This window comes from Rhodoferax sp. (assembly GCF_018063565.1).
Taxonomy (GTDB): Bacteria; Pseudomonadota; Gammaproteobacteria; order Burkholderiales; family Burkholderiaceae_C; genus Rhodoferax.
Genome location: NZ_JAGPBB010000040.1, coordinates 25,066 through 36,465 on the forward strand (window position 1 = coordinate 25,066; position 11,400 = coordinate 36,465).

Annotated in this window: 10 protein-coding genes; 3 read left to right on the forward strand and 7 right to left on the reverse strand. The window is 59.9% G+C overall.

Annotation, left to right across the window (positions count from 1 at the left end; all coding sequences use genetic code 11):
* Positions 1–57: 57 nt before the first annotated feature.
* The gene (locus KBF66_RS10910) at positions 58–522 is read right to left on the reverse strand and encodes a hypothetical protein (RefSeq protein WP_296656313.1); all 465 of its coding nucleotides are present in this window, start codon (positions 520–522) and stop codon (positions 58–60) included.
* 159 nt (positions 523–681) lie between these two features.
* Here KBF66_RS10910 and KBF66_RS10915 point away from each other — a divergent pair, with 159 nt between their 5' ends.
* Together KBF66_RS10915 and KBF66_RS10920 are read left to right on the forward strand one after the other, a co-directional pair.
* Complete coding sequence (locus KBF66_RS10915) at positions 682–1,182, forward strand: nuclear transport factor 2 family protein (RefSeq protein WP_296656315.1); 501 nt, start codon at positions 682–684, stop codon at positions 1,180–1,182.
* A complete protein-coding gene (locus KBF66_RS10920; RefSeq protein ID WP_296656317.1) occupies positions 1,179–1,901 on the forward strand; it encodes an SDR family NAD(P)-dependent oxidoreductase in 723 nt (240 codons plus the stop codon). Before KBF66_RS10915 ends, KBF66_RS10920 begins: the two co-directional genes overlap by 4 nt.
* A gap of 84 nt (positions 1,902–1,985) precedes the next feature.
* Here the strand turns inward: KBF66_RS10920 and KBF66_RS10925 are convergent, their stop codons facing one another.
* Positions 1,986–2,789, reverse strand: coding sequence for a UPF0149 family protein (locus KBF66_RS10925; RefSeq protein WP_296656320.1), 804 nt, complete (start codon positions 2,787–2,789; stop codon positions 1,986–1,988).
* Between the two features lie 195 nt (positions 2,790–2,984).
* Here KBF66_RS10925 and KBF66_RS10930 point away from each other — a divergent pair, with 195 nt between their 5' ends.
* Positions 2,985–3,923, forward strand: a complete 939-nt coding sequence (locus KBF66_RS10930) for a hypothetical protein (protein WP_296656323.1) — start codon at positions 2,985–2,987, stop codon at positions 3,921–3,923.
* Positions 3,924–3,944: 21 nt separating this feature from the next.
* On the opposite strand, the gene KBF66_RS10935 is transcribed toward KBF66_RS10930, so the two are convergent.
* The 5 genes from KBF66_RS10935 to uvrA all read right to left on the reverse strand — a co-directional run bounded on the left by KBF66_RS10935 (position 3,945) and on the right by uvrA (position 11,013).
* Positions 3,945–4,325, reverse strand: a complete 381-nt coding sequence (locus tag KBF66_RS10935) for an Hsp20/alpha crystallin family protein (RefSeq protein WP_296656327.1) — start codon at positions 4,323–4,325, stop codon at positions 3,945–3,947.
* Between the two features lie 15 nt (positions 4,326–4,340).
* Positions 4,341–4,778 carry an Hsp20/alpha crystallin family protein gene (locus KBF66_RS10940; RefSeq protein ID WP_296656329.1) on the reverse strand — a complete coding sequence of 146 codons (438 nt, stop codon included), beginning with the start codon at positions 4,776–4,778 and terminating at the stop codon, positions 4,341–4,343.
* Between the two features lie 86 nt (positions 4,779–4,864).
* Complete coding sequence (locus KBF66_RS10945; protein WP_296656332.1) at positions 4,865–6,811, reverse strand: acyl CoA:acetate/3-ketoacid CoA transferase; 1,947 nt, start codon at positions 6,809–6,811, stop codon at positions 4,865–4,867.
* Positions 6,812–6,823: 12 nt separating this feature from the next.
* Positions 6,824–7,861 (reverse strand): GGDEF domain-containing protein, encoded by a 1,038-nt coding sequence (locus KBF66_RS10950; protein ID WP_296656334.1) that lies wholly within the window; start codon positions 7,859–7,861, stop codon positions 6,824–6,826.
* 32 nt (positions 7,862–7,893) lie between these two features.
* Entirely contained in the window at positions 7,894–11,013 is a 3,120-nt protein-coding gene (uvrA, locus tag KBF66_RS10955; protein WP_296656336.1) for an excinuclease ABC subunit UvrA, read from the reverse strand.
* Between the last annotated feature and the right edge of the window lie 387 nt (positions 11,014–11,400).

Consider the following 11,400-nt stretch of genomic DNA (forward strand, 5'->3'; position numbering starts at 1 on the left):
GATTGTCCACGAGGCCGCGTTTCGCTGCCTGCGGGCAAGCCTGGGCAAGGGGTTGGCTCAGGGTGGCAGGCGCTTGAGACCCAACAGTCGGTTGTTCCACTGGCCAACGGCGACACCACCTTTGACACCCATGACGTTGATTTGCACCAACCAGCCCTTGCGTTCGTAGCTCAAGGCGGGGTAGGGCTCGCCATTCGGGTAGGACGCCAACAAAACAGCCATGTCGGGGTCTTGGGCGACTCGGGTCCATTGGGTGCCCGGTGGATTGGCCATCTTGCGCCACATGTCAGCCGATGGGGCAGGGTTGGGTCCGGCATCCACCGAAATCTTGATCTCGCGCTTGTCGTCGGCATACTCGCAGGCGGGACCCAGCAAGCCCTTCATCTGTGTGACCACCTGCATCTTCTTGCCGATCTGCTGTGACAAATAGTCAGCGTCATACGGACAATCTGCAGCAGCGGCACCCCAGGCTGGCGTGGTCGCGGTGGAAAACAGGATCGACAGTAAGGTGAAACAGCGCATTGATTGATTTCCTCCAGGCATGTAGAACAGGCTGCAGCAGTCAGTATGCCAAATCGGTATTTGCCGCGCAACGGTGGTGGCTCGACACTTTGTCAGCGCTAAACAGGTCCGGATACCGTTGCTGCAGAGCAAGCAGACGCAGACGTTTATGATCCCGCCATGCACTCCAACGAACACACTCTGAACCGGTTTTACAGCGCCTTTGCCGCGCTGGATGCCGACACCATGGCCGCGTGTTATGCACCCGATGCGCAGTTTCGCGACCCGGCGTTTTCGCTGGACACCCGCCGTGAAGTCAGCGGCATGTGGCACATGCTGTGCGATGCCGTACTTGACAAGGGCCGCGAAGACTGGCGGCTTGACTTTCGCGATGTGCGCGCTGACGCCGACAGCGGTCATGTGCATTGGGAGGCGCACTACCGTTTCAGCGTGACGCGCCGTCAGGTGCACAACATCATTGAGGCCGATTTCACGTTTACACCGCAAGGCCTGATTGCGACCCACCACGACCGGTTTGACTTTTGGCGCTGGTCGCGCCAGGCGCTGGGGATGGGTGGTTGGGTGCTGGGGTGGACCCCGTTCTTCAACCGCCAGGTTCGTCAGCAAACCCACACGGCACTGGCCCGGTATCTGGCCAAGAGCGAAGCTGCCTCGAAATGAGCGAGGCCGGACCCTCTCCGGGCAAGCTGGCGCTGGTGATCGGTGCCAACGGAGCGATCGGCGCAGCCCTGCTCGCCGAACTGCGCCAGTCGGGCGGGTTTGCCGACGTTTTGGCCTTGTCGCGCCAAACGCAACCCGCTCTACAGCTTGCCGACGAAAGTTCGGTCTCTGCTGCGGCGTTATGGGTGGCACAGCGCTTGGCTCAGGATCGGCTTGAACTCAAACTGGTGATCGACGCCACCGGCATGTTGCACAGCCCGACCCATCAACCGGAAAAAAGTTGGTCACAGATCGACCCATCCCAGATGGCTGAGGCTTTTGCCGTCAATGCGATTGGCCCCGCGCTGCTCATGAAGCACCTCTTGCCGCTGCTGCCACGCCAGGGTCGATCGGTATTTGCCACGCTTTCAGCCAGAGTTGGCAGCATTGGTGACAACCGGCTGGGCGGCTGGTACAGCTACCGCGCCAGCAAAGCCGCGCTGAATCAGCTGGTGCGTACCGCAGCCATTGAACTGCAGCGCCGCTCGCCGGGTGCCATTTGCGTGAGTTTGCACCCGGGTACGGTCGACAGCCCGCTGTCGCGCCCGTTCGCCAAAACCGGCTTGCAGGTGCGCAGCCCACAAGAGGCAGCGCAAAACCTGCTGGCGGTGATCGTCGGTCTGCGCCTGGCCGACACCGGCCAGTTCTTCAGCTTCGATGGTGATGTGTTGCCGTGGTGACCATGTCTGTCGCCTGAATTTCCAGCCATTTTGTCATCCAGCGCATAAACCAGCTAGAGTGACAGCTATGGAAATAAAAGCAGTCTAGCCAGCACCACAGCACTTCTTGTATTTCTTGCCGCTGCCGCAAAAGCAGGGGTCGTTGCGCCCGGGCTTGGCGTCGGCGTAAACGGTCTCGACCCGCGGGCCAAACTGGCGCCAGAGGTCATACAGGTCGTACACCGCCCACATGGCGTCAGCGTAATCGTCGAGCCGCTGCTCACTCAGGGAGGGCATCGCGTCTGGGTCGGCACCCAAGGTACTGGGGGTCGCGGTGTCGTCTTCAGTCAGGGCGACGATGCATTGCAACGCAGCATCGAGCAGCTTGGCGGCTTCGCGGTCACGCGGCGCCTGCCATTCCTCGGGCCAGGTTTCCACCACAAACATGAACCCAATGGCCCAGATCTGTGCAAAAGACGGAATCGGCGCGTCTCCGAGTTCGGCACGTTGCTCGGGGGTCAAAGTGGCGACGGCCCCGGCCAGGTCCATGATTTCGGGTGCATAAGCGGCTTCGTCGTCGAGCTGATCCACTTCAGCCGACAGTGCCGCTTTGACTTCTTCGTAGCGCTGCAGCCATAACGCAGAAAACCGCTCGTACTGTGCTTCATCCGCAAAAGGCGACCAGGGCTGAGCATCGTCCGGCTGCAGATTCAAAAGCGCCGGAAAATACTCCGACGGCAGTATCAGGCGGCGACAACACACCAGAGCGGCCAAGAATCCTTCACAAAATTCCCATTGCGGAGTTTCTTCATCGCGACTTCGCAGATCGTCCAGAATCTGGTCGAGTTCATCAAAGTCGTCAGCGCTCAACGCTGCCGACACAGGGGTGCTGGATGTGATGGAGGTCATGCCAAAAAGGTAAATAAGTGTGACACGCCGATTGTCCATCGCGAAAACAGCTATCCTCTGCCCGGCATCAACTTTCAGACCTCCCTCCGGCCTATGCAGACCCGTTTCTTAGCACTTGGATTACTCGTTTTGCTCGGCGCTTGTGGCGGCGGCTCGTCAGAATCACCGACGCCGGTGTCATCCACGCCTGCACCCGTGTCTTCGGCTGTCACCACGCCGGCCCCGGCGGTCAGCATTCCCAGCGCCAGCTATGCCGCGGGTAGCGCCGAGTTGGGTGCCTGGAATGTGCTGCAACAGGCCAGGGTGTTGTGTGGCTTTGGTGCGCTGCAACAAAGCACCCAGCTTGACGCGGCCGAGAAAGCGCACGCCCAGTACCTCACCAGCGCCGCCGTGAGCACCGGTGAGTCTTTGCTGAGCCACTACGAGACCGATCGAAACAACAGTTACTACACCGGTTATTACCCTTGGGATCGGGCCAGGTATCAGGGTTACGGATCACAGGTGGCGGAAATCCTGGAAGCCACGGTCTGGCGTTATGACGTGCGTAACCCGCCGACCTTTCCGACGCTGCAACAACGGGGTGAAGCCTCAATGCTGAGTCTGATGACCACCGTGTACCACCTGATTGGTGCCATGTACGAGGGCACCGATGTGGGGTTTGGCACCGATATCCGAACCGCAGTCGATGGCAACAGCCGACGTGAGGAATACCGGTTTGGCTCTCTTAACGGCTACCAAACCACGCGCGTGAATCTGGGCAACGGCAAACTGGTCACTTACCCCTGTGAAGGCAGCCGCAATATCCCGGTGAGTTTCGTGCCGGCCAACGAGACACCCAATCCGTTTCCGGCCATGACTGGCAGCAACCAGCAGGTGGGGCCGCCGATCTACCTCAAAGTGGATGCCGGGCAAGTGCTCAAGCTGGATGGCGCGAACCTGAACGGTGCCGGGTCCGAGGTGGCGGCCACTCTGCTGACCCAGGCCAATGACCCGCACCAGGTGATCGAAGCGAACGAGGCCTTTGTGGTTCCGACCAGGGTACTGGCCCCCGATACCACCTATCAGGTGAATCTGAGTGGCAGTATCGACGGTCGGGTATTCAGCCGCAGCTTCACCATGCGCACCGGCGCCTGACGTTGCTGCGGCGGGGTTGCCTCAGGCGACCACGACTTCGATCTTGCGCGGTTTGACGTGTTCAACCTTGGGAATGTGCAACCTGAGCACACCCTGCTTGAACTCGGCTGACACTTTGTCGCGGTCCAGTTCCTTGCCCAGCGTGAAGCTGCGTGCGTAGCGCGGCACCGGGACCTCGATGTGATTGACCTGCAGGTCCTTGACCCAGGGCAGGCTGATTTCACCTTCAATTGACAGACTGTCAGCTTCCACACGGACACTGAGCTTGTCTTTTTGTACCCCCGGCAGATCAGCGTAGAGTGTGATGCCACTGGCGTCTTCAGTCACATCCACCATGGGCAGCATCGGCGTTTGTTCCGCGGCTTCGGTTTGCGGGCCGTTGGAAGTTTCTTTTTCAAACATGATGGGCTCCTTGATTCAATGAATGTCGATCTGGCGGCGCTGGGCGGATTCGCGCCGTTTGACGCTGATGCTCAGAATACCGTCGCTGTAACGGGCGCTGACCTGAGCCGGATCGACGTCGTCAGACAGACTGATGGCGCGGCGAAATTTGCCAATAAAGCGCTCATTGATGTGAATGGCTTCGGTCTTGCTGTCCGGTTTGATGTCGGACTTGCGCTCACCCGACAGCGTCAGCACGCCGCGCTCGACCGTCACGTCAATGGAGGTCGGGTCAAGTCCAGGCGCAAAGGCATAAATCTCGACCGATTCCGGTGTGCCACCGATGTTGATCGCCGGGAACTCCGAACGCCCAAAGCCCCGAATGTTCGAGCCCGCATTGGAATAGCGCTGGAATTGACGTTGCAAGCGACCGAGTTCAGACAACAGGTCGCCAGAGGTGTAAGTTCTGTACATCACGAGTCTCCTTCAATGCCGCCGGCCCATCCGGCAACTTCCCCAATGACATAGGGGCAGACCGTTTTGATTTCAAGACCCGAAGTTCAGCCCGCCGATTTGCCCGAAGACTCCAGCCGGGCCTTGAGAAAACCACCCGTTCCGTAGCGCGTGACCCGGCTGTAGTAGCGCTGTTTGAGCCGCCCGACCATCGCAGCGTAGGAGTCGAGCAAGTGGGGCTGGATGGTGAAGCTGTCGTAATTGACCACCACCGACACCCGTTGCGCCAGCGGCTGCAAAAGTTTGCCCACTTCGGTCTCGATGGCGTTGATGTCTTCTTCGTTCCGGATGGACAGACCTTCAAAGTTGATGAACAGCACATGGTGATCGACGTCCAGGTCCAGCCGCTGCGACAGTGGTGTTTGCAGCAGGCGTTCACGCAGACCCATGGGGCGCTCATCGAACAGGGCTGACTCCATGGCCTTGAGCACCGGACTGACCTGGGGCAGGAAATCCATCTGAGCCAGAATGTCGCGTTGCAGGTCGATGCCGGGCGCCAGCTCGATCAGCTCCAGTGCCGGCGTTCCCTGCACCTCAACCAGCCGGAACACGCAGCGCTCGGTCACGTAGAGCACCTCCTGCCCGCGCCTGATCGCCTCGCGCGCACTGAAGGTTCGGTGCTCCACTTCGGCCACGAACTTGCGTTGCGTGCCTTCGCGGAGAATTTCAAGGCACCCCTGTCCCACCACAAGCTGCAAGTCACCGGCGGTAAAAGTACCCACAAACACCACCTTTTTGGCGTTCTGGCTGATGTTGATAAACCCGCCAGCCCCCGACAGGCGGCCACCGAACTTGCTGACATTGAGGTTGCCCTGGGCATCGGCCTGCGCCAGCCCCAGCACGGCGACATCCAGTCCGCCCCCATCATAAAAATCAAACTGGTTGGGCTGATCAATGATGGCCTGGGCGTTGATGGCGGCACCAAAACTCATGCCACCCGCCGGCACACCACCAATCACGCCCGGCTCGGCTGTGAGTGTGACCAATTCAAACAGGTTTTCTTCTGCTGCCACGGCAGCCACACCTTCGGGCATGCCGATGCCCAGATTGACCACATGGTTGGGCTTGAGCTCCAGTGTGGCACGCCGCGCGATCACCTTGCGATCACCCAGCGGCATCGGTGCCACCAGGCTCATCGGCACGCGAATCTCACCCGAATAGGCCGGGTTATAGGCTTCACTGAAGGTCTGCATGTGATGGGCGGGGTCGGTGGCAATCACCACCGCGTCGACCAGCACGCCGGGCACCTTGACATGGCGCGGATTCAGCGTGTTGCGCTCGGCCAGGCGCTCCACCTGGGCGATCACAATGCCGCCGCTGTTCCGGGCGGCCATGGCAATGGCCAGCGCCTCCAGCGTGAGTGCCTCGCGCTCCATGCTCAGGTTGCCGTCCGGGTCCGCCGTCGTGGCTCGGATGATCCCGACATGAATGGGCATTGCCTGATAGAACAGGTAGTCCTTGCCGTCAATCTGCAGGCGTCGCACCAGATCTGCGGTGGTGCAAGCGTTGATCTTGCCGCCACCATGCAACGGGTCGACAAAGGTGTCGAGCCCAACATGGGTCAGGGTGCCAGGCTTGCCAGCGGCGATATCACGAAACAGGTGGGTGATCACCCCTTGCGGCAGGTTGTAGGCTTCAATCTGGTTCTGGATGGCCAGTTGCTGCAGCGCCGGAACCAGTCCCCAATGTCCGCCGATCACCCGTTTGACCAGACCCGGATGACCGAGGTGGTTGAGGCCACGCGTTTTGCCGTCCCCTTGACCTGCCGCGTAAATCAGGGTCAGGTTGCGCGGCATGCCCTGACCCGTTTCGTTTTGGGCCTGCAAAAAACGTTGTTCAAGTGCCACCGCAATCGCTTCGGCAAAGCCGATGCCGACAAAGCCGCCGGTCGCAACGGTGTCGCCATCGTGGATCAGACGCACCGCCTCTTCGGCACTGACCACCTTGTTGCGTCGGGCATTGCTTGATTGATGCTCATTGATCGGTGTATGCATGGCTCCAGGTCCCTAGAAAAAGTCAACTTCTTCGGCCCCATCCGACGACTCTGGCAGTTCACCGGATTCCACCAGTGCCGTGAAGCTGCATAGCTGGTTGCGCCCGTGGCTTTTGGCGTAATACACAGCCTTGTCGGCCCGGTCAAACGCCCCGCTGGGCGTGTCGTTGTCGCGCAGCGGCGCATAACCGATGCTGACGGTGATGCTGCCCACTTGCGGAAATGGATGGCATTCGATCTGACGGCGAAAACGCTCCAGTGCCGCGGCAGCGTCGCCTGAGTTTGCGCACCGCATCAGCACCACAAACTCTTCTCCGCCAAAACGGTACAACTGATCGTGGTAGCGGAAGCTGGATTGCATTTGCCGCGCCAGCAGCAACAAGACCTCGTCACCAATCAAATGACCGAAGTTGTCGTTGACCCGCTTGAAGTGGTCGATATCCAGCACAGCCAGCCAGTAGCCGGACTGCGTCTGCGGCAGACGACGCTCGGGCTGCGTCAGCGCAGGCTCGTGCTCCTGTGCCTGGGCCGCACGCAAGAAAGCACCATCAAAGGTTTTGCGATTGAGCAACTCGGTCAAGGTGTCGCGCTCGCCATAGTCGAGCAGGCTCTGCAGGTTTTCGTAGAGATGGAGCACACTGTCAATCAGCGCCTCGGTGTCGGGAGAAACCGGCTGCTCAGACTCGACTTCGAGCAAACTGCACACCGTCACCTGGGTGTCGATAGGAAAAATGGTGGTGTAAGGGCCATCACCCGTTCGCACCACCGATTCGGTCACGATGGCGGCCTCACGGCTCACAAAATCTGCCAGCCTGGGCAGGGCACTGACATCAAACCAGAATTGATCCCGCTCCGGCTCATGGCCCTGCGGCTCAAGCCGCCCCAGGGTCAGCCAGTGCTGGTCGTCCAGCGGGCCGACAGCGCGCAACAGCCGAACCGAGCTGAAATGCCACAAGGCGCTGTGGGCCACCAGTTTGACCAGCATCAAGTCAATCGCCTGGCGGTCTCGCAAACCGCTCAGGTAAGACAAATCGCGCAGCAACTTCTTCATGACGCAAGTCTAAGGCCGGTTCGATGTCGATTTCAGCTGGCTTGCAGCAATCGCGCCAGGTAACGCCCGGTATGGCTGGCAGGATTGGCTGCCAGGTCCTCAGGGGTACCGACGCCCACCACCCTGCCCCCACCACTGCCGCCTTCTGGCCCCATGTCAATCAGCCAGTCTGCCGTTTTGATCACATCCAGGTTGTGCTCGATCACGACGATGGAGTTGCCGGCATCACGCAACTGATGGAGCACCTGCAGCAGCAGCTTGATGTCGGCAAAATGCAGACCGGTGGTGGGTTCGTCCAGTATGTAGAGCGTGCGTCCGGTGTCACGTTTGGACAGCTCAAGCGCCAGTTTGACGCGCTGTGCCTCGCCCCCAGAAAGGGTGGTGGCTGCCTGGCCGAGGCGGATGTAGGAGAGCCCCACATCCAACAGGGTGTGCAACTTGCGCTCGATGGCTGGCACTGCCTTGAAAAACTCGTGTGCCGACTCCACCGTCAAATCCAGAATTTGCGCAATGTTCTTGCCTTTGTACAGCACCTCGAGGGTCTCGCGGTTGTAACGTTTGCCGGCGCACACATCGCAAGGCACATAGACGTCAGGCAAGAAATGCATCTCCACCTTGACCACGCCATCGCCTTCGCAGGCTTCGCAGCGCCCGCCGCCGCTGCTCTGGCTGACGTTGAACGAGAAGCGGCCCGGGCCATAACCGCGTTCCCGTGCCGTCGGCACCTCCGCCATCAACTCGCGAATCGGGGTGAACAGACCGGTGTAGGTTGCCGGATTGGAACGCGGCGTGCGACCGATGGGGGACTGGTCTACATTGATGACCTTGTCAAAATACTCAATGCCTTCAATGCCCTGGTGCTGTGCTGGCTCGTCATGTGCGCGGTAGAGGGTGCGCGCCACCGCTTTGTACAAGGTGTCATTGACCAGCGTCGACTTGCCCGAGCCGGACACGCCAGTGACACAGGTGAACAGGCCCACCGGAAAAGCGACATCAACATTTTTCAGATTGTTGCCGCTGGCACCGATGACCCTGAGTGCTTGTACTTCGCCCTGTGTCGCTTGGTGCAGGGCTTCGCGTGCGGCACGCCTGACGGCAGCCGGGCTGGGTGCAAGGCGGCCTGTTTTGGGTTTCTCGACGGTTTTCGCCACTTCGCTGCGCAACCATGCGGTGCGGGTTGCGGGCACTCCGATGCTCAGGGTCTGCGCCAGATATTGTCCGGTCAGGGATGCCGCGTTGGCCTTGACCTGTTCGAACGTGCCTTGTGCCATGACGCGCCCGCCGTGGACGCCTGCCCCCGGCCCGAGGTCGATGATATGGTCGGCCGCACGCATCATGTCCTCGTCGTGTTCAACCACCAGCACGCTGTTGCCAATGTCACGCAGATGTTGCAAGGTGCTGATCAGGCGGTCGTTGTCGCGCTGGTGCAGACCAATGCTGGGTTCATCGAGCACATACATCACGCCGGTAAGGCCCGAGCCAATCTGGCTGGCCAGGCGGATGCGCTGCGACTCGCCGCCACTGAGGGTCTCGGCGCTGCGGTCCAGGCTGAGGTAGGTCAGCCCCACATCGTTGAGGAATTTCAGCCTCAGACTGATCTCTCGCACCACCTTGGCCGCAATGTCGCCTTTGGCTCCTGCCATGTGCAGAGCGGAAAAGTAGTCAAAACACTCTGCCAGGGTCAGATGGCTGAGCTCAAAAATCGCCCGCGCCTGGGCACCCTCACCCACTTTGACGTGACGCGCCTCACGCCGCAAGCGGCTGCCACCACAGTCCGGGCAGGCCTGGGTGCTGCGGTAGCGGGCCAGATCTTCACGCACCACGGAAGAGTCGGTCTCGCGGTAGCGCCGCTGCATGTTCGGAATGATGCCCTCAAACGGATGCCTTTTGCTCAAGCGTTTGCCAGCGCTGCTGCCTGAATCCAGCGTGTAGCTGAACTTGATCTCCTGCTCGCCGGAACCATGCAGCACCGCGTGCTGGACCGGGTCCGGCAAACTTTCAAACGCCTGTTCGATGTCAAATTTGTAATGTGACGCCAGGCTTTCGAGCATGGCAAAGTAATACGCATTGCGACGGTCCCAGCCCTTGATGGCACCGCTGGCCAGACTCAAACCGGGAAAGGCAACCACCCGGGTCGGATCAAAAAAGTCCTGCTGGCCCAGACCGTCGCAACTTGGGCAGGCCCCGGTCGGCGAATTGAACGAAAACAGGCGCGGCTCCAGCTCGGCAATCGAATAGTTGCACACCGGGCAGGCAAACTTGGCGTTGAACCAGTACTCCTTTGGCCTGTAGCGCAAATCTGACAACGGTTGCTCGCTATTGATTTCGATGACAACGGCACGCCCGCCGGCGAGCCTCAGAGCGGCCTCAAAGCTCTCCGCCAGGCGTTGTTTGAGGGCAGCAAAGTCGGTCTGTGCGGCCAGCCCTGCCGCCGACAGCCCATCGGATTCAGCGGCGTCGATGGCAGGTGCATGGCGCACCTTGATACGGTCAATGACGACATCGATGTCGTGCTTTTCGGTTTTCTTGAGTGTCGGGAGCTGGTCAAACTCGAACGCTTCTCCATTGACGCGAAAACGCACATAGCCCTGGGCCTGCATGTCGGCAAACACCTCCAGAAACTCGCCTTTTTTCTCCCTTGCCAGGGGAGCGACGATCATCAGCCGGGTGTCTGGCGGCAATGCCAGCACCGTATCCACCATCTGACTCACGGTTTGGGACTGCAGCGGCACCTGATGCTCCGGACAATAGGGCGTGCCGGCGCGGGCAAACAGCAGTCGCAAGTAGTCGTGGATTTCGGTCACCGTGCCCACGGTCGAGCGCGGGTTGTGACTGGTGGCTTTTTGCTCGATCGAAATGGCGGGGCTCAGGCCCTCGATCACATCGACATCGGGCTTGTCCATCAGTTGCAGGAATTGGCGCGCGTAGGTGGACAGGCTTTCCACATAGCGGCGCTGGCCTTCGGCGTACAGCGTGTCAAACGCTAGGCTGGACTTGCCCGAGCCGCTCAAACCCGTAATCACCACCAACTGGTTGCGCGGGATGTCGAGGTCGATGTTTTTCAGGTTGTGCGTGCGCGCGCCCCGGACGCTGATGGTCCGGTGCTGCAGGGCTACAGCAAGGTACTTGCCGTCGTCAGGAGTGGAGTTCAAGGGTGTGCTCGCCAAAAGAGTAACCTGACATGATAGTGAACTATGGAGGTTCAGGTCTTTGTTGCATGCTTGTTGCGGCACGCGATCATGAACGAGGCCACCGATTGGCTAAACTTCTATCACTACAAGTGATGGCCCTCGACGCTCGGCTATGTTGTGGCAATGGGGAAAAGATCACTCTTGGGGAAATGTTTGGAAACCTCATCGACTCCGACTTTTGAATTTGAGCAAAACAGCCTTCCGGTCTACGCGATTCGTCTCAGTATTTTCCAATTCAGGTATGAGCCTGAAGGGTGCGCAATTTGGTTGACTTCGGGGTGCGGGCTGACCGGGTTAAAAAGGGGAGTTTAAGGGCTTACTTCCCGGATCCCTGAGTACGGCTGTTTT

Bases quoted from the DNA above. Each gene is read 5' to 3' on its own strand.
- KBF66_RS10910 (WP_296656313.1), bottom strand. From the start codon at position 522: ATGCGCTGTTTCACCTTACTGTCGATCCTGTTTTCCACCGCGACCACG.
- KBF66_RS10915 (WP_296656315.1), top strand. From the start codon at position 682: ATGCACTCCAACGAACACACTCTGAACCGGTTTTACAGCGCCTTTGCC.
- KBF66_RS10920 (WP_296656317.1), top strand. From the start codon at position 1,179: ATGAGCGAGGCCGGACCCTCTCCGGGCAAGCTGGCGCTGGTGATCGGT.
- KBF66_RS10925 (WP_296656320.1), bottom strand. From the start codon at position 2,789: ATGACCTCCATCACATCCAGCACCCCTGTGTCGGCAGCGTTGAGCGCT.
- KBF66_RS10935 (WP_296656327.1), bottom strand. From the start codon at position 4,325: ATGTTTGAAAAAGAAACTTCCAACGGCCCGCAAACCGAAGCCGCGGAA.
- KBF66_RS10940 (WP_296656329.1), bottom strand. From the start codon at position 4,778: ATGTACAGAACTTACACCTCTGGCGACCTGTTGTCTGAACTCGGTCGC.
- KBF66_RS10945 (WP_296656332.1), bottom strand. From the start codon at position 6,811: ATGCATACACCGATCAATGAGCATCAATCAAGCAATGCCCGACGCAAC.
- KBF66_RS10950 (WP_296656334.1), bottom strand. From the start codon at position 7,861: ATGAAGAAGTTGCTGCGCGATTTGTCTTACCTGAGCGGTTTGCGAGAC.